At 62.3% G+C, this 21,427-nt stretch carries 21 protein-coding genes and 1 tRNA gene; 4 read left to right on the top strand and 18 right to left on the bottom strand.

Annotation, left to right across the window (positions count from 1 at the left end; genetic code table 11):
• Positions 1-131: 131 nt before the first annotated feature.
• From BM413_RS00835 to rsfS, 4 genes are all read right to left on the bottom strand, one after another.
• On the bottom strand, positions 132-1,460 hold the full coding sequence (locus BM413_RS00835; RefSeq protein ID WP_091909083.1) for a S41 family peptidase: 1,329 nt from the start codon (positions 1,458-1,460) through the stop codon (positions 132-134).
• The gene (locus BM413_RS00830; protein WP_244537704.1) at positions 1,450-2,769 is read right to left on the bottom strand and encodes a murein hydrolase activator EnvC family protein; all 1,320 of its coding nucleotides are present in this window, start codon (positions 2,767-2,769) and stop codon (positions 1,450-1,452) included. Before BM413_RS00830 ends, BM413_RS00835 begins: the two co-directional genes overlap by 11 nt.
• Positions 2,770-2,912: 143 nt before the next feature.
• Positions 2,913-3,395, bottom strand: a complete 483-nt coding sequence (rlmH, locus tag BM413_RS00825) for a 23S rRNA (pseudouridine(1915)-N(3))-methyltransferase RlmH (protein ID WP_091909077.1) — start codon at positions 3,393-3,395, stop codon at positions 2,913-2,915.
• A gap of 48 nt (positions 3,396-3,443) precedes the next feature.
• Positions 3,444-3,821, bottom strand: a complete 378-nt coding sequence (rsfS, locus tag BM413_RS00820; RefSeq protein WP_091909074.1) for a ribosome silencing factor — start codon at positions 3,819-3,821, stop codon at positions 3,444-3,446.
• 280 nt (positions 3,822-4,101) lie between these two features.
• Between rsfS and BM413_RS00815 the strand changes: the two genes are divergently transcribed.
• Positions 4,102-4,911 carry a mechanosensitive ion channel family protein gene (locus tag BM413_RS00815; protein WP_091909071.1) on the top strand — a complete coding sequence of 270 codons (810 nt, stop codon included), beginning with the start codon at positions 4,102-4,104 and terminating at the stop codon, positions 4,909-4,911.
• A 63-nt stretch (positions 4,912-4,974) separates the two neighbouring features.
• On the opposite strand, the gene BM413_RS00810 is transcribed toward BM413_RS00815, so the two are convergent.
• From BM413_RS00810 to obgE, 4 genes are read right to left on the bottom strand one after another with little or no spacing between them, the layout of a single operon-like run.
• Entirely contained in the window at positions 4,975-5,565 is a 591-nt protein-coding gene (locus BM413_RS00810) for a nicotinate-nucleotide adenylyltransferase (RefSeq protein WP_091910203.1), read from the bottom strand.
• 47 nt (positions 5,566-5,612) lie between these two features.
• Positions 5,613-6,899: a glutamate-5-semialdehyde dehydrogenase gene (locus BM413_RS00805; RefSeq protein ID WP_091909066.1), complete on the bottom strand. Its 1,287-nt coding sequence runs from the start codon at positions 6,897-6,899 to the stop codon at positions 5,613-5,615.
• Positions 6,900-6,902: 3 nt separating this feature from the next.
• Positions 6,903-8,048: a glutamate 5-kinase gene (gene proB, locus BM413_RS00800; protein ID WP_091910200.1), complete on the bottom strand. Its 1,146-nt coding sequence runs from the start codon at positions 8,046-8,048 to the stop codon at positions 6,903-6,905.
• Positions 8,049-8,061: 13 nt separating this feature from the next.
• Complete coding sequence (obgE, locus tag BM413_RS00795) at positions 8,062-9,096, bottom strand: GTPase ObgE (RefSeq protein WP_091909063.1); 1,035 nt, start codon at positions 9,094-9,096, stop codon at positions 8,062-8,064.
• 113 nt (positions 9,097-9,209) lie between these two features.
• Between obgE and BM413_RS00790 the strand changes: the two genes are divergently transcribed.
• Positions 9,210-10,070 (top strand): endonuclease/exonuclease/phosphatase family protein, encoded by an 861-nt coding sequence (locus BM413_RS00790; RefSeq protein WP_091909060.1) that lies wholly within the window; start codon positions 9,210-9,212, stop codon positions 10,068-10,070.
• A 29-nt stretch (positions 10,071-10,099) separates the two neighbouring features.
• Here the strand turns inward: BM413_RS00790 and BM413_RS00785 are convergent, their stop codons facing one another.
• From BM413_RS00785 to rplU, 3 genes are all read right to left on the bottom strand, one after another.
• On the bottom strand, positions 10,100-10,690 hold the full coding sequence (locus BM413_RS00785; RefSeq protein ID WP_091909055.1) for a GNAT family N-acetyltransferase: 591 nt from the start codon (positions 10,688-10,690) through the stop codon (positions 10,100-10,102).
• Positions 10,691-10,806: 116 nt separating this feature from the next.
• Entirely contained in the window at positions 10,807-11,076 is a 270-nt protein-coding gene (gene rpmA / locus BM413_RS00780) for a 50S ribosomal protein L27 (protein WP_091909052.1), read from the bottom strand.
• Between the two features lie 24 nt (positions 11,077-11,100).
• A complete protein-coding gene (gene rplU, locus BM413_RS00775; protein WP_091909049.1) occupies positions 11,101-11,535 on the bottom strand; it encodes a 50S ribosomal protein L21 in 435 nt (144 codons plus the stop codon).
• A 272-nt stretch (positions 11,536-11,807) separates the two neighbouring features.
• On the opposite strand from rplU, the gene BM413_RS00770 reads away from it, so the two are divergent.
• Positions 11,808-11,897 (top strand) — tRNA-Ser (locus BM413_RS00770).
• Positions 11,898-12,036: 139 nt separating this feature from the next.
• Here BM413_RS00770 and BM413_RS00765 read toward each other — a convergent pair.
• The 3 genes from BM413_RS00765 to BM413_RS00755 all read right to left on the bottom strand — a co-directional run bounded on the left by BM413_RS00765 (position 12,037) and on the right by BM413_RS00755 (position 14,719).
• Positions 12,037-12,690: a hypothetical protein gene (locus BM413_RS00765; protein WP_139238537.1), complete on the bottom strand. Its 654-nt coding sequence runs from the start codon at positions 12,688-12,690 to the stop codon at positions 12,037-12,039.
• 9 nt (positions 12,691-12,699) lie between these two features.
• Positions 12,700-13,488, bottom strand: coding sequence for a hypothetical protein (locus BM413_RS00760; RefSeq protein ID WP_139238536.1), 789 nt, complete (start codon positions 13,486-13,488; stop codon positions 12,700-12,702).
• A 139-nt stretch (positions 13,489-13,627) separates the two neighbouring features.
• Entirely contained in the window at positions 13,628-14,719 is a 1,092-nt protein-coding gene (locus BM413_RS00755) for a helix-turn-helix transcriptional regulator (protein WP_091909039.1), read from the bottom strand.
• 245 nt (positions 14,720-14,964) lie between these two features.
• Here BM413_RS00755 and BM413_RS00750 point away from each other — a divergent pair, with 245 nt between their 5' ends.
• The gene (locus BM413_RS00750; protein WP_091909037.1) at positions 14,965-15,210 is read left to right on the top strand and encodes a hypothetical protein; all 246 of its coding nucleotides are present in this window, start codon (positions 14,965-14,967) and stop codon (positions 15,208-15,210) included.
• 24 nt (positions 15,211-15,234) lie between these two features.
• Here the strand turns inward: BM413_RS00750 and BM413_RS00745 are convergent, their stop codons facing one another.
• The 4 genes from BM413_RS00745 to kdpB all read right to left on the bottom strand — a co-directional run bounded on the left by BM413_RS00745 (position 15,235) and on the right by kdpB (position 21,421).
• The gene (locus BM413_RS00745) at positions 15,235-15,927 is read right to left on the bottom strand and encodes a response regulator (RefSeq protein ID WP_091909034.1); all 693 of its coding nucleotides are present in this window, start codon (positions 15,925-15,927) and stop codon (positions 15,235-15,237) included.
• Positions 15,924-18,620 (bottom strand): sensor histidine kinase, encoded by a 2,697-nt coding sequence (locus BM413_RS00740; protein WP_091909030.1) that lies wholly within the window; start codon positions 18,618-18,620, stop codon positions 15,924-15,926. The genes BM413_RS00745 and BM413_RS00740 overlap by 4 nt, the downstream gene beginning before the upstream one ends.
• Before the next feature lie 90 nt (positions 18,621-18,710).
• On the bottom strand, positions 18,711-19,313 hold the full coding sequence (locus BM413_RS00735; RefSeq protein WP_091909027.1) for a K(+)-transporting ATPase subunit C: 603 nt from the start codon (positions 19,311-19,313) through the stop codon (positions 18,711-18,713).
• Positions 19,314-19,324: 11 nt separating this feature from the next.
• Positions 19,325-21,421: a potassium-transporting ATPase subunit KdpB gene (gene kdpB, locus BM413_RS00730; RefSeq protein WP_091909024.1), complete on the bottom strand. Its 2,097-nt coding sequence runs from the start codon at positions 21,419-21,421 to the stop codon at positions 19,325-19,327.
• Positions 21,422-21,427 lie beyond the last annotated feature (6 nt).

Raw genomic sequence — 21,427 nt, 5'->3', positions numbered from 1 at the left:
AAAACTCGATTTTCGCTTCGTTCCGGGCGATATCGGCGTGAAGCCGCGCCATAGAAAAAATCCGCCGGAAGATTTCCGGCGGATTTGTATTTCCAGAATGCTGGGGGCAGATCGCGTCTGCCCGGCAGCGCTTACTGGTTGTTCATGACTGCCTTTTCAGGGCTCGGCGGGAAAGCCGGGTCGGTCTTGTTGCCGCGGAGCAGATCCAGCGCATAGTTGAGCTGGATGTCGTCCTTGGCTTCCGGGGGCACATAGGCCGACGAACCGGAACCCTGGTCGCTCTCCTCAACGCCCTTGATATGGCCCTTCAGGTCGGATTCGCCACGCGTCAGGTCACGTCCCTTCAGGTCGTCCGGCAGCGGCTGGTCGACCTTGATGTCGGGCGTGATGCCCTTGCCCTGGATCGATTTGCCCGACGGGGTGTAATAGAGCGCCGTCGTCAGCCGCAGCGCGCCGTTCTCGGCGAGCGGGATGATGGTCTGCACCGAACCCTTGCCGAAGGACTGCGTGCCGACCACGGTGGCGCGGCGATGATCCTGCAGCGCGCCGGCGACGATCTCCGAGGCACTGGCCGAGCCGCCATTGACGAGCACGATCAGCGGCTTGCCGTCGATCAGGTCGCCAGGACGGGCATCGAAACGGGTGATGTCCTTCGGATCGCGGCCACGGGTCGAGACGATCTCGCCCTTGTCCAGGAAGGTGTCGGACACGCTCACCGCCTGGTCGAGCAGGCCGCCCGGATTCAGGCGCAGGTCGAGCACATAGCCCTTGAGCTTGTCGTTCGGCACCTGCTTCTTGATCGTGTCGATCGCGTTCTGCAGGTCATCGAAGGTCTTTTCGGTGAAGGAAGTGATCTTCATGTAGCCGACGTCGTTCTCGACGCGGTACTTCACGGCCTTGACCTTGATGATGTCGCGGGTGACCGACAGCTCGATCGGCTTGTCGGCGCCTTCGCGCAGGATCGTCAGCTTGATCGGTGTGCCGACCGGCCCGCGCATCTTCTCGACGGCGTCATTGAGCGTCAGGCCGCGCACTTCCTCGCCGTCGATCTTGGCAATGAAATCGCCGGCAAGCACACCGGCCTTGGCGGCGGGCGTGTCATCGATGGGCGTGATGACCTTGACCAGGTCGTTTTCCATCGTCACTTCGATGCCGAGGCCGCCGAACTCGCCCTTGGTCTGGACGCGCATGTCCTTGGCGGCTTCCGCGTTCATGTAGGACGAATGCGGATCGAGCGAGGTCAGCATGCCGTTGACGGCGCTTTCGACCAGCGCCTTCTCGTCCGGCGGCGTCACATATTGCGCCCGCACCCGCTCGAAAATGTCGCCGAAGATCGCCAGTTGGCGATAGGTCTCGGACCCTGCCGCATTGGCTGTCGAGCCAGGCGCCCCATAGACGAGCGTCATTGCAGAAGCGCCCATGAGCGCACCTGCAAACAGAAGCGACAATTTACGTATCATTTCCTGTCCTTCCAGAAAGACGCTCCGCCCACCACGGGGTCGGATCGACGGGTTTTCCATCCTTGCGGAACTCGACATAGAGCTCCGGACCAATATTTCCATTTGGCGAAGCCACGGTGCTAGCCACCCTGGCCTCTCCCATCGCGCCGATCGGTTCGCCCGCGAGGACGGACTGACCCAGCGAGACGCTGATTCTGCTCATGCCCGCCAGAACGACATGATAACCGTCGCCCGCGTTCAGGATCAAGAGTTGTCCATAAGAACGGAAGGGCCCCGCATACAATACGCTTCCATCGGCCGGCGCGGTGACGATGGCGCCCGATTGTGTCGCAACCATGTCGCCATGCATCACGCCGCCGTTATCGTCCTTGGCACCGAATCGCTTCTTGATCCGGCCGGTGACAGGCAGCGAAACCTGCCCGCGCAGGGCCGAAAAGGGCGCAGTTGCGGTCAGGCGGTTGGCCTCGGGCGGCGCGGTGCGCTCAGCCTCGCTGGCAAGGCGTTGTTCTTCCGCCTTTTTTTCCGCTTCCGCCTGCTTGCGGCTGCTATCTGCCTGCTTTTCCAGCGAGGCGATGAGCCCCTGCAGGCTGCCTGCCTTCGCAGCAAGCTTTTCCGAATTGCTCTGCTCTTCCTTCAGTGCCGTCTCGGTCTCGCCCTGCAGGCGCTGCTTCTGCTCGAGCAGCAGGCTGAGGCGCTTCTTCTCCGTCAATTGATCCGCGACCGACGCCACCAGCCGCTGGCGCTCGGCATCGATCGAGGCGGTAACGCGCGACATTTCCTTCATGTCGGCAAGGAGAATTTCCGTCTCCGAGCGCAATTCGGGCACCACGGCGCCAAGCAGAATGGCGCTGCGGACGGAAGACAGCGCATCTTCCGGCTTCACCAGGATCGCCGGCGGCGGGTTCAACCCCATGCGCTCCAGCGCGCCCAGAACCTCGGCGAGAACACCGCGCCGCGCCACCAGAGACTGGCGGATGCCGTCTTCCTGATCCTTCAGCCCCTCGAGCCGGCCGGTGATCTCGTCGATATCCTCGCTGAGCTTCTTCTCGGTCTTGGCCGACTGGATAAGCGCTGCGGTGATCGTCGCATGATCCTTGCGGACCTTGGCGATATCGGCGGAAAGCTGCTCCAGCCTGGCGGCCGAAAGCGTCATGTCCTGCGAGACTTTCTCGTATTCGGCCTGGCGCGCCGCCTGATCGGCGACGATCGCGTCGGCGTCCTGGGCGTGGCCGGCGGTCACGGCGAGCACAAGCGTGGCCACGGCAAAGACGCCGCGGCGCAACCGCCCAAGCCCTGTTCTCGCAACCATCGTTCCAGTCATTCCCGACGCGCTGTGTGTTCCACCCGACCTTAGCGATCTCTTCGTTAACGAACCATCAACCATGTCGTGAAGGTTCGACGGATGCGCAAACCCACGGTGGATTTTGTCGAATTTTCGCGCGAAGGCCGAAATCACGAACGATGGTAGGGGTGGCCCGAGAGAATAGTGACTGCGCGATAAAGCTGCTCGGCCAGCATGATGCGCACGAGCTGATGCGGCCATGTCAGCGCCCCGAAGGACAACACGAGAGCGGCATTCTCCCGCAGCTCGGCATCATGGCCATCCGGCCCGCCGATGGCGACGACAAGATTGCGCTGGCCACTGTCGCGCAAGGTGCCGATCCTGCCGGCGAAATCTTCCGAGGAAATGTTCTTGCCGCGCTCGTCGAGCAGGATGAGGGCTGCGCCGGAGGCCAGTTGCGCGCGAAGCTTTTCCGCTTCCTCGCGCTTGCGCTCGGCAACGGTCTGCGCGCGGCTTTCCGGCGTTTCGACGACGCCGGTGAACTCCAGCCCTATGGCCGGACCGCTCTTGGCGAAGCGGTCCAAATAACGGTCGGCCAACTCCTTGTCGGGGCCGGCCTTCATCCGGCCCACGGCATGTACAGCAATCTTCATCCTGTCCTGACCCTAAAGTCCTGTCCCGATCCTTCGGGACGCTGGACCTTAGTGAACCGTTTCTCCGTCGAGATCCGGCGCCTGCCACATCTTTTCAAGATTGTAGAAGTCGCGGACTTCGGGGCGGAAGACGTGGACGATGATATCGCCTGAATCGATCAGGACCCAGTCGGCGCCCTCAAGCCCCTCGACGCGGGCGGTGCCGAGACCGGCATCCTTCAGCGCCTTCAGGAGTTGATCGGCCACCGCCGCGACATGACGGTGCGACCGGCCCGACGCGATCACCATGTGATCGGCGAGGCTCGATTTCCCGTAAAGATCGATGGGGACGATGTTTTCGGCCTTGGAGTCTTCCAGACTGGCAAGGACAGTTTCTAAGGCGCGGGACACGGAGTCGTTTCCGCTCATCCCGGCCGGCGAAGGCATGATGGTTGCCTTCTTCCGCAGTGCTGTTCTCAGTGTCTTTCCTTCCGAAACAAGAACAACGAAACGCCCTGCTTTTAATCGCAGGACACCTCATAGATAGGCAGAGTCGTGCAACACTTTCAAGACGCACAAATGCATGAGCCTCAATCGGCTACCGACAGTGGCTGAACAGGCACGGGTTGCGATCACCCGTCCGAAGCTGCCATCATTAGAACTCTATCGAGCAGGAACCGGTGGGCGGGGTGGCTTATTCGTTTCGCAGACGTGAAAGGAGCCCCTTATGGAACTCGACACCCAGGAAGCAATGGCCGCCGTTCAGGCCGGGGTGAGCCAGGCGAGCGCGCTCGCCGTAACCTATTCCTTCTCGGTGCTCGGCGCGATTATCCTGCTGATCGTCGGTTATCTCGTCGCCGGCATGATCGAGCGCGCGATATTTGCCGGCCTCAGCCGCATTCGTGGCTTCGACCCCACCCTTTGCCAGTTCTTCTCCAAGATCGCCCGTTACGCGATCCTCGTGCTGGTCATCGTCATGGTGCTGGGCCAGTTCGGCGTCCAGACGGCTTCCATCATCGCCGCCATCGGCGCGATCGGCCTGGCCGTCGGGCTCGCCCTTCAGGGCACACTGCAGAACATCGCCGCCGGTATCATGCTGCTCGTGCTCAGGCCCTTCCGTATCGGCGAATATGTCGAGATCGGCTCTGTTACCGGCACGATCGAGGAGATCGGCCTGTTCGCCACCCGCCTGCGCGCCGCCGACGGCATTTTCGTGCTGGCGCCCAACTCCACACTGTGGAACCAGCCGGTCCGCAACCTCACCCGCAACGGTATCCGGCGCAACGACATCACCATCGGCATCGGCTACGACGCCGATATCGACCTGGCGCAATCGACGTTCATGGACCTGGCGAAAGCCGACAGCCGCGTCAAAAAGGACACGGCACCGGCCGCTTTCGTGAACGAACTGGGCGACAGCACCGTCGCGATCACCCTGAGATACTGGACTTCCGCTGCCGATTTTTTCTCGACCAAGCTAGACCTGACCAAGAAAGCCAAACTGGCTTTCGAGGCCAAGGGCATATCGAACAAGTAGAGCAATTCCAGGAAAAGTGTCCCGCGGTTTTCCGTCCGGAATTGCGTAAGACCAAACCGGCGGTCAGCCGCCGCCGTTCGCCTTGCGGATGGCCGTGGACGACAGCGACGAGCGCGGGCCATGGATGAAAGTCCAGGCCGGCGCCTTCATCCGCGCCAGGCGCGGCGCATCCGCCTCGTCGACGCGGGCATAATCGAATGTCTTGGCCACAGCCGACGACAGGAACGACAAGGTCGCACCCGGCCGGTCGATCACCGCGATCGGAAAGGTCATGACGATCTGGCGCCAGCGCTGCCAGCGGTGGAAGTCACGCAGATTGTCGGCACCCATGATCCAGACGAAATCGACGCCCGGATTGCGCGCCTTGATCAGCGCCAGCGTATCGGCGGTGTAGCGCACATGATGGGCCGCCTCAAAGGCGGTGACCTTGACGCGCGGGTCCTTCGCGATCTTCTCCGAAAGGCCGATGCGCTCAGCAAGCGGCGCCTGCACGCGCGAGCTTTTCAGCGGATTGCCCGGCGTCACCATCCACCACAGCTGGTCGAGCCGCAGCCGCCGCAACGCGATTTCGGCAACCAGCGCATGACCGCCATGAGGCGGATTGAACGAGCCGCCGAACAGGCCGACCTGCATGCCTTTCTCGACATGCGGCATCTTGAGATGCCGGCCGCCGACGCCCGGAAAAAGCGTCGCGATGTCGCTCAAGGCCGTATCTGGCCGGAACCGCGCACGCGGTACTTGAAGGAGGTCAGCTGCTCGACACCGACGGGGCCGCGCGCATGCATCTTGCCGGTGGCGATGCCGATCTCGGCGCCCATGCCGAACTCGCCTCCATCGGCAAACTGCGTCGAGGCATTGTGCAGCAGGATTGCCGAGTCGATCTCGTTGAAGAAGCGCTCGACCGCCGCCGCGTCCTCGGCCACGATCGCCTCGGTGTGGTGCGAGGAGAAGGTCTCGATATGCTCGATCGCGCCCGAGACACCGTCGACCAGCTTCACTGCGATGATCGCGTCGAGATATTCCGTCACCCAGTCGGCATCGGTTGCCGGCCTGGCATCGGAAAAGGCCTTCAGAACCTCCTCGTCGGCATGGATTTCGCAGCCTGCCGCCCGCAAGGCCTCAAGGATCGGCACCAGATGCGTGGAAGCCACCGCACGGTCGACCAGCAGCGTCTCGGCTGCCCCGCAAATGCCGGTGCGCCGCATCTTGGCGTTGACGGCGATTTCCACTGCCATGTCCAGCTTGGCCGACTTGTCGATGTAGAGATGGCAGATGCCTTCGAGATGGGCGAACACCGGCACGCGCGCCTCTGTCTGCACGCGCTCGACCAGGCTGCGCCCGCCGCGCGGAATGATGACTTCGAGATTGCCGGAAAGCCCTTTCAGCATCTCGCCGACCGCCGCGCGATCCGTCGTCGGCACGAGCTGGATCGCCTCTGCCGGCAGGTTCGCAGCCTTCAGCCCCTCGACGAGACAGGCATGGATCGCAGCCGACGAATTGAGCGAATCCGAGCCGCCGCGCAGGATGACAGGATTGCCGGCCTTCAGGCACAGCGCACCGGCATCCGCCGTCACGTTCGGGCGGCTCTCATAAATGACGCCGACGACGCCGAGCGGGGTGCGCACGCGCTCGATGTGAAGGCCGTTGGGACGGTCCCACTCTGCAATGATCTCGCCGACCGGATCGCGCAGTTCGGCGATCGCCCTTATACCGTCAGCCATGTCGCGGATGCGCTTCGGATCAAGCTTCAACCGGTCCATGAAGGAGCCACTGATCCCCGATTCCTCGCCGTTCTGCACGTCGATGGCATTGGCAGCCAGAATAGCCTGCTCGCCGCGAATGATGGCCTCAGCCATGGCGATCAGGGCGGCATTCTTGCGCTCGGTGCTTGCGATGGCCAACGGTCGCGCGGCTGCGCGCGCCTTGCGGCCAATATCGGCCATCAGCGAGATCGTGTCTTCACCGGATTTTTCATGCGTCATCAGCATGGTTCATCCTTCCACCTGCACCGTTTCCATCACGCCCGAATGGCTTACCACCAGATCGTCGCGATGGATCATAGCCGACCGTCCTTCGTAGCCAAGCACGGCGGCGATTTCGTTCGTCTTCAGCCCAGCGATCCTTACGGCATCGGCTGCGTCATAGGCAATTAGGCCACGCGCAATCTCCCGGCCCTCCGGGCTGACGATCGCAACCGTGTCGCCGCGCGAAAAGTTGCCGCTGACGTTCCTGACACCCGCCGGCAGCAGCGACTTGCCCGAAAGCAGCGCGCCGACCGCACCGGCATCGACCGTCAGACGGCCGGCCGGCTCGAGCTGCCCGGCAATCCAGGTCTTGTAGCCCTTCACCGGGTTGGCGCTGGGCTTGAAGAAGGTTGCACGCTCGCCGCGCTCAATGGCGCTCAGCGGGTTCAGCCGCGTGCCGGAGGTGATGATCATCGCCGTACCCGCCGCCGTCGCGATCTTGCCGGCGTCGAGCTTCGTGCGCATGCCGCCGCGCGACAGTTCCGAGGCAGCGGCGCCTGCCATCGCCTCGATGTCGGGCGTGATGCGCTCGACCAGCGGAATGAATTTCGCCGCCGGATCGAGTGCCGGCGGCGCGGTGTAGAGCCCGTCGATGTCGGACAGCAGCACCAGCAGGTCCGCGCCCATCATCGTCGCCACGCGTGCGGCCAGCCGGTCGTTGTCGCCATAGCGGATTTCGGAAGTCGCCACCGTGTCGTTCTCGTTGATGACAGGCACCGCCTTCATCTTGAGCAGCGTCGAGATGGTCGCGCGCGCATTGAGATAACGCCGGCGCTCCTCGGTGTCGCCGAGCGTCACCAGCACCTGGCCGGATTTCAGGCCGTTGCGCCCAAGCTCGTCCGACCAAGCGCCGGCAAGCGCGATCTGTCCGACGGCGGCACATGCCTGGCTTTCCTCCAGCTTCAGCACCCGCTTGCCGAGGCCGAGCACAGTGCGCCCGAGCGCAATGGCGCCGGACGAGACGACCAACACCTCCGCACCACCCGCCGCAAGGGCGGCGATATCGTCGGCGATCGAGGCCAGCCAGTCGCGCTTCAGCCCGGTCGAGCGATCGACCAGCAGGGCCGAGCCGATTTTCACCGTGATGCGCCGGTATTTATTGAGGGAATGCACGCTCATGATCGGCCTACTTCGCCCACCGGTCGTCTGCCTCGACAGGCTCCGCCTCGGCCCGCGACGCCTGCACCTCGCTCATCAGCGCGCGCAGCGTCTCCTCCACACCCTCACGCGTCGCCGCCGAAAGCAGGATCGGCGCGCGGCCTGCAGCCCGCTTCAGCGAGGCGACCTTCTTCTTGCGCGCATCCGGATCGAGCGTATCGACCTGGCTCAGCGCCACGATCTCGACCTTGTCGGCCAGGCCGTGACCATAGGCCTCGAGCTCGGCGCGAACGGTCTTGTAGGCCTTGCCCGGGTTCTCTTCCTGAGCCGAGACGAGATGCAACAGCACGCGGGTGCGCTCGACATGACCGAGGAAGCGGTCGCCGATGCCGATGCCCTCATGCGCGCCCTCGATCAGGCCGGGAATGTCGGCGATGACGAATTCGCGCGCATCGATGCGCGCCACACCGAGGCCCGGATGCAGCGTGGTGAAGGGATAGTCGGCGATCTTCGGCTTGGCCGCCGTTACCGCTGCAAGGAAGGTCGACTTGCCGGCATTGGGCAGGCCGACGAGGCCGGCGTCGGCAATCAGCTTGAGCCTGAGCCAGACCCACATTTCCTGTCCTTCAAGGCCGGGATTGGCGCGCCGCGGCGCCTGGTTGGTCGAGGTCTTGAAATGCTGGTTGCCGAAGCCGCCATTGCCGCCGGCTGCCAGGCGGAAGCGTTGCCCGACCTGGGTCAGGTCGCAGATCAGCGTTTCGTTGTCTTCTTCATAGACCTGCGTGCCGACGGGCACCTTGAGCGTAATGTCCGCGCCCTTGGCGCCGGTCATGTTGCGGCCCATGCCATGCACGCCGGTTTGGGCCTTGAAATGCTGCTGGTAGCGATAGTCTATCAGCGTGTTCAGCCCGTCGACGACTTCCAGCCAGACGTCGCCGCCACGGCCGCCGTCGCCGCCATCCGGCCCGCCGAACTCGATGAATTTTTCCCGCCGGAACGAGACGCTGCCGGCGCCCCCATTGCCGGAGCGGATATAGACTTTGGCCTGATCGAGGAATTTCATCGCAACAAGGGTTTCACTGTTATTGGTTTTTCTTCGACTGTGCTGTAGCGCAAAGAGCAGGTAAGCGCGAGGGTGGGATTGATGGTTCGCGTCGACGGCGGGGAGGAGAAGACATGAAGCTGGTCACCTACAATATCCAGTACGGCATCGGACGGGACGGCAAATTCGACCTTGAGCGCATTGCGGCCAGCCTCGAAGGCGCCGACATCATCGCGCTGCAGGAAGTTACGCGTAACCTTCCGCGCAACGGCGGTGTCGATCTGGTTGCCGGGCTGACCTCGCTGCTGCCTGACTATTTCTATATCTTCGGACCCGCCATGGATGTCGATTTCGGCAGCCGGGACGCCAATGGCAAGCCGGCAAACCAGCGCCTGCAATTCGGTAACATGGTGCTGTCGCGCTGGCCGATCGTGGCTTCGCGCAACCTGCTGCTGCCGCGCACGCGCCGCTTCAACCGCCTCAACCTGCAGCGCTCGGCCCTGGAGGCGCTTATCACCGCGCCTTCCGGACCGATCCGTGTCTATTCCGTCCATCTCGACCACCTCAATCTCGAGGAGCGCGCCACCCAGATCCGTTACCTCAAGGAACGCGTCTACGCCTATGCCATGGAAGGCGGTGCTGCGAGCGGCGTTTCCGAATTTGGCTTCCCCGAACTGCCCTCCCCGGAGGAGTTCGTGCTTTTGGGCGACTTCAACATGGACCGCACCTCGCCGGAATATATCGTCATGGCCGGCGAGGCCGATTATGCCGAAGGCCGCCAGATCGTCGCACATCATCCGGTCGACGCCTTTTCGCTGGCCGGCGGCGTGCCTGACGGTGCCGTAAGCTGGATGGACGACGACAAGCCGGAAAAGAACCGCCTCATCGACTTCGCCTTCGTCCATGCCGCGCTCGCCGCCCGCGTCAAACGCACTTGGATCGATGACGAGGCAAAAGGCTCCGACCATTTGCCGGTGTGGCTCGAACTCGACTGAGCGGCCGGGCTGAACCGGCCACTCAATCGTCAGTACTTCGGCCACGTCCTCAGGCTCACCCAGGTCTTGCGGTCGAGCCGGTAGCGCTCGACCGGCACCTGCCCGGCGACGATCGAGTTCAGCATGCCCTGCCCCGCATACTGGAAGCCGCACTTATGGATGACCCGCCGCGACGACGGGTTGATGACCCGGCACGAGACGTGCAGTACGTTGATCTGCGTCGCCCGGAAGGCGAGATCGACCAGAGCGTGTGCTGCCTCGGTGGCAAAACCGCGCTTCCAGTAGGGCTCACCGATCCAGTAGCCGAGTTCGAGGCCACGATCCGTGCCGTTGAGACCGGCGCAACCGATGAAGGTGCCGCTATCGGCCAGCGTCAGCGCATAAACGCAGCCGGCTGCACGCTTTTGCCCCGACATGGCGAGGAACGACCGCGCCTCGGCCTCGCCGTAAGGATGCGGCATGCGCGACAGCATCTCGGCGACCCGGCGGTTGTTGGCGAGCATCGACAGTTCGGGAATGTCGTCGGCATGCGGTGGGCGCATCACCAGACGCTCGGTAACCAGCACCGGGCACTCTATCGCCAGACTCTCGTCTTCAAAATCTTCCGATTCGGCAACCATTTCAGCCTCCAGGCAAAGAAAAAGGGGAGATGGCGACCCATCTCCCCTGTTCCTTTTTCTGGATTTGCCAGACACCGGTCCCGAGATGGGGCGCCGGTGTTGTCTCGCGGATCCGGCTATTCCGCTGCTTTGGTAAGTGGGTTGACCGATACGTAGGTACGGCCATTGGCTTTTTTACGGAATGCGACGGCGCCGGCTTCGAGCGCAAAAAGCGTATGATCAGTGCCCATGCCGACATTGACGCCGGGATGCCACTGCGTGCCGCGTTGACGGATGATAATGTTGCCCGGAATGACGGCTTCGCCACCGAACTTCTTCACGCCGAGGCGCTTGGATTCTGAATCGCGACCGTTGCGCGACGAACCGCCAGCTTTCTTATGTGCCATTGCTGTTCTCCTTCGTGCTCAGTCTTATTCGGTTTCCGCCGCGGCTGCAGCCTTTTTCGGCGCGGCCTTCTTGGCGGGCTTTTCGGCAACTTCCGCCGTGGCGGTTGCTTCCGGCTTGGCTGCGGCCTTCTTCGCCGGCTTGGCGCCACCGGTCAGTATCTCGGAGATCCGGATGGTGGTTTCATGCTGGCGGTGGCCGCGGGTGCGGCGCGAGTTCTGGCGGCGGCGCTTCTTGAATGCGATGACGGTGCGTGCGCGGCCCTGTACGACCACTTCCGCCGTCACGACAGCGCCTTCCACGAAGGGAGCGCCGATCGTTGCATTCTCGCCCTCGCCGACAGCGAGAACTTCACCAAATTCGACAACATCGCCGGCTTCGGCGACGAGCTTTCCGATCTTCAATACGTCATTGGCGGCAACGCGATACTGCTTGCCACCCGTTTTAATGACTGCGAACATTTTTTGCCTTTCGCTGTTCGGTCCGGCTTTTTGACCACATGGAAGCGGTCGGGCCGTCTTTTTGTCAGTCTGCGGGGTTCAAAGTACAACCGGCGCGGAAAAAGACCCCACGCCGGAATGGTGCGCGTTTAGCCAATGGCCTTCAACGTGTCAAGCCAAACCGGACAAACCCGCAACCGAAACTGCAGAAAGCGCGCAGCAGGGCCTTGTGCAAGGCCCCATCAGCCGTTATCTAGAGCGCCGCGCCGGCAACGGCCCGACCAGTACACCGCGGAGAGGTGGCAGAGTGGTCGAATGCACCGCACTCGAAATGCGGCATGCTCGCAAGGGCATCGGGGGTTCGAATCCCTCCCTCTCCGCCAGTTCGCTTTATACACACTACTGCTGAATTATGTCCTGCACCCACGGGCGGGCCTCGCCTATTCCGCGGCGGCTCTGGCGTCTGCCTACCTATCCAAGGTGATGCCTATCGGATCGCCAACCGGCCAGCCTGTCGACGCGTTATTTTGCGAACGTCAACCGGCAGGCATTCTTCGTCCATGCATTATACTCGCATGCCACATATTCGATCTGCTTTCCCCTTGTTCCACCGCATTTCTGGGTCACGGCTGTCGCAACCCTTCGACGGGCGCCCACTGTGTCGGTTCCGTAATTCTTCTGGAAACAACCGCCGCCCAGGGTTCGAAACGTGAACATGACCTTGTAGTCACAGTTGTTTCGGAAGAAGTACCTGTCTTCAATGGACAAACAGTCGGCTGCGTTGGCCGGACCAGCACCTTCGGGCTCCTGGTTTCTCTTTTTCTTTGGCTTACCGAATGGATTCGTCCCTGCTGCTGCGGCATTCGCTTTGGTCAGCGCGTCCGCACCATTTTTAGCCCGCAATTCTTCAGAACGATAAAATTCGAGCTCTCGTTCAACTTCGCGCTGTTTTCGTTCGGCCGCGGCATCGTTGTCATTTTCTGAATTTGAAAGCCCTTGAATAATTATGGAGGCACCGAGATTCAGCAATTGCGGATTGACCGCGCTTGAAGAACTACTCCTTGATCGGGATATACTACCGTTTGTTTCGATTCCTTTTGTCTGAGCACCCGCCTCAACCACAGACAGAAGCATCAGTGAGACCACCCCCGTCGCCAAGTTTATTCTAGCCGCCATTCTTGCCCCCTACTGAACTCGAACAGCCTGCTCGACCTGAATTTTGCTGTCGAACGTAAGCTGGTCCAAGTACTTCACGATCAAAGCCGGATAGCCGCCATCTTTCGCTGCTTTATGTGCGTTACCCGTGAGCGCAACGACCTTCGCCATCCCCTCGGCCCACGCTCTCCCCTTTTTCCCGTACAAGAATTTTTTATATGCAACGAAGTAAGGCTCTGCAATTTCTTCACGAAAATCCAAATACTCTCTCGCAGCCTTCTCGCCATAAGTTTGTCTTGCCTCTGCAATGAACTGATCAGGCGTGCTGGGTATTTCTTTGTTGGGCGTTATAAAGAGATCTATGGTGCCATTTTGTGTGCGGAAAACACTGCATGCGAATGCATAATCCAGAACTTTCTTACGCTCAGCTTTGGTCTCGATATTTAGAATCTTTCGTGCCGCATATACAGAAGCCCAAAACGCTATTGTATTATACTCCTTGTATTTTTTTATTTCATAAACAAGATCAGAACACCTTGCTTTTCCTCCAAAAACTTCTGTGGCGGGCTCGTACAAGCCGGCATACTTCAAAATCTTTTTATAATCTGAAATAATAGCGCTATTGTATATTATTTCCGCTACTTCACTATGGCATCTATTTACTTCCTTGCGACAGTTTGAGCGAATCTTTGATTCTGCCCTCTTAATATTTATCTTCGCCTGAGCTTCGCTGATTGGCCTATTTTTTACTATTTCAGCGCTACACACGCCCCCAGACAATAGGAATAAAATTGCCCCAAAATAGACAGATCTTGTCATCTTTTAACCCCCAACCAATCCACTACGACGCACGCTAAACCATCGGCCCAATCACCGCGCCACCCATTTGAGGTATGTGTTTCACTTGTTCCGTTGACTGCGGATTACATACCAGGGCTGCTTTCGCGGCCCTTACCGGTCACACGTCCTGTCCACGCAGAACCGCACCCGACAGCAGCACGCCCAGTTCAGCCTGGCGGCTCACGCCTGTCTTGCTGAAGATGGCCTTCAGGTACCAGCGCACTGTTTCCCGTGAGAGGTTGAGTGCGGCGGCCGCTTCCTCGGTGGTCTTGCCTTCGGAAATGCTGCGCGCAACCCGCGCTTCCGCCGGCGTCAGGTCGAACAGGCCGCCCAGCAGCTCGGCAGAAGGTGCTGCCGGACGGTCGAGCCGCGTCACCACCATGAGGGCATGGGCGCGAAAGAAAACGTCTGCTGCTTCGCCCGGCAGCGGAAGAACATGTGCGACCGCAGCCGCGTGTCCCGGCAGTGCGGGAACCGGGATAGAGCGGGTCGACGATGCAGAAGCGAGTTGTTCGATCGACTCGGCAAACAAGGCATTGGCGCCGGCATCAGCAAGGGCGATGCGGTCATGCGCCCGGAACACGAATTGTGCCGACATGCCCTCGAGAAGCGCATTGGCCGCCAGCACGCGTCCGGTTATCCCGAGAATCGCCGCGGCAAGGCCGGCACTTTCAAGCGCGTCGACAACGACACGCGCGCGTTCGAGATTGAGGCGCGTGGCCAGGACGGCGGCGCGCCCGAGATGAGGACGCAGCACATCCAGAACGGCGATCTCCTGCTGCGAAACCGGCCCGTCGGCATAGCGGCGCTCGAGGTCGAAGGCGGCCATGTCGCCATTCGGCATCGGAAAGACGGTGCCGGCGCAGTATCCAAAGCCGCGCGGCAGAAAGAATTTCGAGTATACGAAGCTGCTTTCCATCTCCTCGCGGCCATAAAGTTCGTCATTGCCGAAGAAGCCATGGCGTTTTACCGCGATGCCGCGTTGCAGGCGAATATTGTTGGCCTGTATTTCCGGGTCGCCGGTGAAATCCGTCATCAGTTCGTGGACATTGCTCGAACTGGTCCAGCGTCCGATCTTGTCGGGTGTCGCCGTAAACAGGATGCCGCCGAAACATCCGGCCAGCGTCGATACGTCCTGCAGCACACCGGGCCACAGTTCCGGAACGACAGCGGCCTCATAGATACGGTCGATAAGCCCCTCGTGGTTCATGCCCGTTCCAATCGCGCCCAGAAGGCTGAAACTAGCGGTTGCTCAAAACCCTGTCCATTCCACGTTGCGGCATGACCGGCCGTTGCGCCCCAAACTGCCCGGCGCGTCGTGAATTGCATTCCACTGTTGCGCGCCGGCTTCACTCCTGCCTCACCCGAACCGCTTTCCAGCCCTATCCTGCGAACAGCCATTGCCGAACCCGACGCCATCCGGCACATTCGGGCCGGACGACAAGAGGATGAATAATGGATTCGGTCGAGAAATTCGCGCTGTCTATAATGCTTCTGTTCGGCGCGCTGATCGTCGGCGGCCTGATGGCTGTCGGCATAGCCTGGGCCGACAAGGCGGCATTCCTCTATGCGCTGTCGGCTGCGATCGTCATCTGGGCCTCTGCCTTCGCCGTGCTGTTCGGCAAGCCGCCGATCTATGGCGCGCTGCTGTTCGTCGCCGCGATCCTCATTGCCGCCTCGATAACAACAATCGTGACTTGATCAGGAAAGCGGAAAGCCGCTTCCTCAATCCGCTTCGCTTAGTCTGTAGCCGACCCCGGTTTCGGTGCGGATGTAGCGCGGCTGTTCCGGATCCGGCTCGATCTTCTGGCGCAGCTGGCGCACATAGACCCTGAGATACTGCACGTCCTGCACTTCGCCCCACACCTGCTTCATCAGGAAATTGTGGGTCAGAACCTTGCCGGCATGCTGCACCAGCGCGCGCAATATGTCGTATTCCTTGGGCGACAGTTTTATCTCCTCCTCGCCGAGCCTGACGATGCGCCGCACCAGATCGACCGACAGATCGCCGGTGTGGAACACAGGCTTTTCGCCCTGCTGCTGCAGCCGGTGGCGCAGCGCCACGCGGATGCGCGCGATCAGTTCGTTCACGCCGAAAGGCTTGGTCACATAATCGTCCGCGCCAAGATCGAGCGCCTCGACGATGCCGGGCTCGTCGGTGCGGCTGGACAGGATGACCACCGGCACCGTCCTGCCCTCGGTGCGCCAGCGCCGCAGCAACTCCTGGCCGGAAATATCGGGCAGGCCGAGATCGAGCACCACCAGATCGGGCGAGGCATTGGCCATCTCCTCCAGCGCCGTGCGTCCGTTCGGCGCGTCGATGATGTCATAGCCCTGCGTCGACAGGCCGGCGCGCAACAGCTTGCGGATCGGCTGCTCGTCATCGACGACGAGGATCTTTATCGCGGACGCGGTCATGACAACTCCGTGCCTTCAATTTGCCCCGCAGGCAGTTTCATGCGGATGGTGAAGACGGCACCGGGGCGGTCGGTGCGGTTTCCGGCGACGATGGTGCCGCCCATGGCCTCAATGAACCCGCGGCAGATGGCAAGGCCGAGGCCGGTGCCGGCCGGCACGCTGTCGCCCTTGCGGGCGCGGGTGAACTTGCCGAAAATATCCTCAAGCTCGTCCGCCGGAATGCCCGGCCCTTCATCGAGAATCTGGATCGTCAGCGACTTTTCGCCCTGGAAAGACTGGATGCGGATGCGCGACGCGGCGGGCGAGTATTTTGCCGCATTGTCGAAGAGATTGAACAAAACCTGTTCGAACAGCACCGGATCGACGCGCAGCATCGGCAGGTTGGGCGGCAGGTCGACTTCGATCTGGTGGGAGCCAAGGATTTTCTTCGCCCGCGACAGCGCGCTGCCGACGATCTCGTTCAGGTCGTGCATGCCGAAATTCGGGCTGATCGCGCCGGATTCCAGCTTCGTCATGTCGAGCAGATTGGCGATGAAGCGATTGAGCCGTTCCGATTCATCCAAGACCGAGCCGAGAAGCTCATCCTTGGTGGGCGCATCGAGCGCGCCGGAAAATTCCTTCAGCGTACCCGCCGCTCCCATGATCGCGGCGAGCGGAGTTTTCAGGTCGTGCGAGATCGATGTCAGCAGCGCCGAGCGCAGCCGGTCGGCCTCAACCGCCAGCTTGGCATTGTCGAGGTCTTCGACCAGATGGACGCGCTCGATGGCGAGCGCCGCCTGGTCGGTCAGCGCATCCATCAGCCGCCGCCGCTCGGGCGTCAGCATCGGTCCTTGCCGGTCGTCGTCGATGCCGACCACGGCGATTGCGCCGCGCGCCGTGCGCACGGGCAGGAACAGGCGCTTGGCGCCCGGCAGCGTATCGGCGCTGCGTCCGGCCGGCCTGTCGTTCTCCCAGGTCCATTTCGCCGCCGCCAGATCGGCTTCGTCCAGCGTATCCTCGGGCGGATAGCCTGCCTTGACGGTGATGCGCCCCTCTTCCGGCAACAGCAGCACGACCCGCACCTTCAGCATCGAGGCGATCTGGAAGGCCGTCGCCCACAGAACATCGTCGAGCGTCGCGGTACCGGCCAGCTTCTTGGAGAACATGTAGAGGTCTTCGTTCATCCGCGCCCGCTGGCGCGCGGCGATGGCCTGCCCGCGCACCCGCGCCGAAAGATTGCTGGCGATCACCGATACGACGAGGAAAAAGACGAAGGTGACGATGCTTTCCGAATCGCCGATGTCGAATGTGTAGAGCGGCGGCAGGAAGAAGAAATTGAAGGTTATGGCGCCGATGACACTGGCGAAGATCGCGGGTCTCAGGCCAAACCACAACGCGCTGGTCAGCACGCCCATCAGGAAGACGACGCCGATATTGGCGACATCGAGCAATTGCCGCAGCGCGAACGCACATATCAGCGCGATGCCAATGATGCCCAGGCTCACCAGATAGGGACGGAAGGAAAAACCCGTCGTGCCGGCATCCTGCACTGAGCCTCGCGGCGGCTTGGGTGCGACCTCCCGACCCGAGATCACATGCACGCTGATATCGCCGGCAATGCGGATCAGGTCGTGCGTCACCGAGCCTTCGATCCATTCGCGCCAGCGCGCCTTGTCGGAGCTGCCGACGATGATGTGCGTGACGTTGCGCTCGCGCGCATAGCGCATGATCTCCTCGGCGACCGTGCGTCCCGGCAAGGTCGCAGCCTCCGCGCCCAGGCTCTCGGCAAGCCGCAGCGCGCTGGCGATCCGGTCGCGCTCGGCCTCGGTTAGGCGCGCCGCATGCGTCGTCTCGACCGTCACCACCGACCACGGCGCGCGCAACCGCTCCGCCAGCCGCCGGCCATAGCGCACCATCGCGGCAGCACGTGGCGCCTCGTCTATGCACACCAGCACCCGCTCTCCGGCCGCCCATGGCCCGGAGATGGCGTTCTCGCGCATATGGCTGACAAGCTGCTCGTCGACGCGCTGGGCCGTGCGCCGCAGGGCCAGTTCGCGCAGCGCCGTCAGGTTGCCCGGCGAGAAATAGTTTTCGACAGCAGCCTTGGCCGTGCGGGGCATGTAGACCTTGCCCTGCTTCAGCCGCTCGATCAGGTCGCCCGGCGTGAGGTCGATCACCTCGATGTCGTCGGCGCGGTCGATGAAGGAATCCGGCACCGTCTCGCGCACCCGCACGCGGGTGATCTGCGCAACGATGTCGTTCAGGCTTTCGACGTGCTGGATGTTGACAGTGGTGTAGACGTCGATGCCGGCTGCCAGCAGTTCCTCGATATCCAGATAGCGCTTGGGATGGCGGCTGCCGGGCGCGTTGGTGTGGGCAAGCTCATCGACCAGAACCAGTTGCGGCCGGCGCATCAGGATGGCGTCGATATCCATCTCGTCGAGCGCGCGCTCCTTGTAGGGCACAGGAACACGCGGAATGATCTCGAAGCCCTTGAGAAGCGCCTCGGTCTCCTTGCGGCCATGCGTTTCGACGACGCCGATGACGACATCGACGCCCTCGGCCTGACGGGCGCGGCCCGAAAGCAGCATCTCGAACGTCTTGCCGACACCGGGAGCCGCGCCCAGGAAAATACGCAACTTGCCGCGAAGCTCTCGCTCCGCGGCTTCCAGAAGGGCATCCGGCGAGGGACGCCTGTCGCTGTCGTCAGGCATGCGCACTGCTCATTTCGGGCGAATGGCCCGCATCATTCCTCATGCAAAGCCGCCGCGAGGTCAATCGCGGCGGCGAAGGCTCCGATGATCCTACTTCACCATTGCGTCCAGCGCGCGGTTGAGGGCCAGCACATTGACGCGCGGCTCGCCCAATATGCCGAGGATCGGCGCCTGTGTCAGATCGCTCACCAGATCACGGAGCTTGTCTTCCGAAACGCCCCGCGCCTTGGCGACGCGCGGCACCTGAAACATCGCGCCCTCCGGCGAGATGTCCGGGTCGAGGCCGCTGCCGGTGGTGGTCACCAGATCGATCGGCACGGGCTGGCCGGGGTTTTCCGCCTTGAGTTTCTCCAGGTCGCCCTTGACGCGCTCGATCAGCGCCGGATTGGCCGGGCCGAGATTGGAGCCCATCGAGTTCACGGCGTTATAGGGCACGACGACCGATTTCGACGGATCGGCCGGGTCTGGACCGAGCGTCACCGACGGACGGCCGTGGAAATATTTCTCGCTGGCAAAGTTCTGACCGATCAGTTCGGAGCCGATAATGGTTCCGTTTTCGGTGATCAGGCTGCCCTCGGCCTGCCGCGGAAACAGTGCCCCGGCAATGCCGGTCATGGCGAGCGGATAGGCCAGGCCGGTGATCGCCGTGAAGATGACGATCATGACCAGTGCGGGTCGAAGTTGCTTCAACATGATGGTCTTCCTTATGCCAGGCCGAGTGCGGAGACGACGAGGTCGATCGCCTTGATGCCGATGAAGGGCACGATGATGCCGCCCAGGCCGTAGATGACGAGATTGCGGCGCAGCAGCGAGGCGGCACCCACCGCATGGTATTTGACGCCGCGCAGCGCCAGCGGGATCAACGCGATGATGATCAGCGCATTGAAGATGATCGCCGACAGGATCGCCGATTGCGGTGTCGACAGGTTCATGACGTTCAGCACCTGAAGCTGCGGATAGAAGGCGAGGAACATCGCCGGGATGATGGCGAAATATTTGGCGATGTCGTTGGCGATGGAGAAGGTCGTCAGCGCACCACGAGTCATCAGGAGCTGCTTGCCGATCTCGACGATCTCGATGAGCTTGGTCGGATCAGAATCCAGATCGACCATGTTGCCGGCCTCGCGCGCCGCCACCGTGCCGGTGTTCATGGCAACGCCGACATCGGCCTGCGCCAGGGCGGGCGCGTCGTTGGTGCCGTCGCCGCACATCGCCACCAGCTTGCCCTTGGCCTGTTCCTCGCGGATGAGCTGCAGCTTGTTTTCGGGCGTCGCCTGGGCGAGGAAATCGTCCACGCCGGCTTCGGCGGCGATGGCCGCCGCCGTCATCGGATTGTCGCCGGTGATCATCACCGTGCGGATGCCCATGCGGCGCAGCTCGGTGAAACGCTCCTTGATGCCGCCCTTGACGATGTCCTTGAGGTGGATGACGCCGAGCGGGCGTCCGTCGCGCACCACCGCCAGCGGCGTTCCGCCGGACTTGGCGATCTGTTCGGCGATAGAGCGGATTTCGGCAATGCTGGCGCTCGACGCCTGCATCGTCGTCACGCCCGAGGCCGAGCTGGCCAGTGCCGCCGCCGGCCCCTTGGCGACATGGTCGAGGATGGCGTCGACCGCGCCCTTGCGGATCGAGCTGCCTTCGACATCGACGCCGCTCATGCGGGTCTGCGCCGTGAAGGGCACGAAGCTCGCATGCAGCGTGCGCATGTCGCGCTCGCGGATGGCATATTTTTCCTTGGCCAGTACGACGATCGAACGGCCTTCGGGCGTCTCGTCGGCAAGCGAGGCAAGCTGGGCGGCGTCAGCCAGTTCCTTCTCGGTGACGCCCTTGATCGGGCGGAATTCGCTGGCCTGGCGGTTGCCGAGCGTGATCGTGCCGGTCTTGTCGAGCAGCAGCGTATCGACGTCGCCCGCAGCTTCCACCGCACGGCCGGACATGGCCAGCACATTGAAGCGCACCAGGCGGTCCATACCGGCAATGCCTATGGCCGACAGCAGCGCGCCGATGGTCGTCGGGATCAGCGTCACGAACAGCGCGACCAGCACCACGACCGGAACCGAGCCGCCGGCATAGGTGGCGAAGCTCGGGATTGTCGCGGTCGCCAGCACGAAGATCAGCGTCATGCCGGCCAGCAATATGTTAAGCGCGATCTCGTTGGGCGTCTTCTGACGCTCCGCACCTTCGACCAGCGCGATCATGCGGTCGAGGAAGGTCGAGCCGGCGGCAGCGGTGATGCGCACCTTGATCCAGTCGGATAGCACCTGCGTGCCGCCGGTGACGGCCGAGCGGTCGCCGCCCGATTCGCGAATGACGGGCGCAGATTCGCCGGTGATCGCCGCCTCGTTGACCGAGGCCACGCCTTCGACCACCTCACCGTCGGAGGGGATGATGTCGCCCGCCTCGACCAGCACGAGATCACCGACCTTCAAGCCCGCGCCGGGCACCATGGTGAACTTGGCGCGGTCATCACCGGTCAGCAGCTTGGCCTGCGTCTCGGTGCGGGTGCGCCGTAGCGAATCCGCCTGCGCCTTGCCGCGCCCTTCGGCGACGGCTTCGGCGAAGTTGGCGAAAAGCACGGTGAACCACAGCCAGACGATGATCTGGAAGGAGAAGCCGAGGTTGGAATTGCCCACAGCAATGTCCTTGAGGAACAGCACCGTGGTCAGCGCCGAAACCACGGCGACGACGAACATCACCGGGTTTCTGGCGAGCGAGCGCGGGTCGAGCTTCTTGAAGGCCGCGCCGATGGCCGGGACGATTATGGCTGCATCCATGATGCTCGCCGATTTCATTTTGCTCATTGTCAT

Origin of the sequence: Mesorhizobium sp. YR577 (genome assembly GCF_900116595.1) — a bacterium.
Classification (GTDB): domain Bacteria; phylum Pseudomonadota; class Alphaproteobacteria; order Rhizobiales; family Rhizobiaceae; genus Mesorhizobium_M.
This window is presented reverse-complemented; position numbering and strand designations above follow the sequence as displayed.

Bases quoted from the DNA above. Each gene is read 5' to 3' on its own strand.
- rsfS (WP_091909074.1), bottom strand. From the start codon at position 3,821: ATGCCTTCGCCGGCCGGGATGAGCGGAAACGACTCCGTGTCCCGCGCC.
- BM413_RS00755 (WP_091909039.1), bottom strand. From the start codon at position 14,719: ATGAACCACGAGGGGCTTATCGACCGTATCTATGAGGCCGCTGTCGTT.
- rplU (WP_091909049.1), bottom strand. From the start codon at position 11,535: ATGTTCGCAGTCATTAAAACGGGTGGCAAGCAGTATCGCGTTGCCGCC.
- BM413_RS00745 (WP_091909034.1), bottom strand. From the start codon at position 15,927: ATGACCGCGTCCGCGATAAAGATCCTCGTCGTCGATGACGAGCAGCCG.
- rpmA (WP_091909052.1), bottom strand. From the start codon at position 11,076: ATGGCACATAAGAAAGCTGGCGGTTCGTCGCGCAACGGTCGCGATTCA.
- BM413_RS00785 (WP_091909055.1), bottom strand. From the start codon at position 10,690: ATGGTTGCCGAATCGGAAGATTTTGAAGACGAGAGTCTGGCGATAGAG.
- BM413_RS00765 (WP_139238537.1), bottom strand. From the start codon at position 12,690: ATGGCGGCTAGAATAAACTTGGCGACGGGGGTGGTCTCACTGATGCTT.
- BM413_RS00760 (WP_139238536.1), bottom strand. From the start codon at position 13,488: ATGACAAGATCTGTCTATTTTGGGGCAATTTTATTCCTATTGTCTGGG.
- rlmH (WP_091909077.1), bottom strand. From the start codon at position 3,395: ATGAAGATTGCTGTACATGCCGTGGGCCGGATGAAGGCCGGCCCCGAC.
- BM413_RS00750 (WP_091909037.1), top strand. From the start codon at position 14,965: ATGGATTCGGTCGAGAAATTCGCGCTGTCTATAATGCTTCTGTTCGGC.
- BM413_RS00735 (WP_091909027.1), bottom strand. From the start codon at position 19,313: ATGTTGAAGCAACTTCGACCCGCACTGGTCATGATCGTCATCTTCACG.
- BM413_RS00805 (WP_091909066.1), bottom strand. From the start codon at position 6,899: ATGCTGATGACGCATGAAAAATCCGGTGAAGACACGATCTCGCTGATG.
- BM413_RS00810 (WP_091910203.1), bottom strand. From the start codon at position 5,565: ATGCCGCATGTCGAGAAAGGCATGCAGGTCGGCCTGTTCGGCGGCTCG.
- BM413_RS00835 (WP_091909083.1), bottom strand. From the start codon at position 1,460: ATGATACGTAAATTGTCGCTTCTGTTTGCAGGTGCGCTCATGGGCGCT.
- kdpB (WP_091909024.1), bottom strand. From the start codon at position 21,421: ATGAGCAAAATGAAATCGGCGAGCATCATGGATGCAGCCATAATCGTC.
- obgE (WP_091909063.1), bottom strand. From the start codon at position 9,096: ATGAAATTCCTCGATCAGGCCAAAGTCTATATCCGCTCCGGCAATGGG.
- BM413_RS00815 (WP_091909071.1), top strand. From the start codon at position 4,102: ATGGAACTCGACACCCAGGAAGCAATGGCCGCCGTTCAGGCCGGGGTG.
- BM413_RS00790 (WP_091909060.1), top strand. From the start codon at position 9,210: ATGAAGCTGGTCACCTACAATATCCAGTACGGCATCGGACGGGACGGC.
- BM413_RS00740 (WP_091909030.1), bottom strand. From the start codon at position 18,620: ATGCCTGACGACAGCGACAGGCGTCCCTCGCCGGATGCCCTTCTGGAA.
- BM413_RS00830 (WP_244537704.1), bottom strand. From the start codon at position 2,769: ATGGTTGCGAGAACAGGGCTTGGGCGGTTGCGCCGCGGCGTCTTTGCC.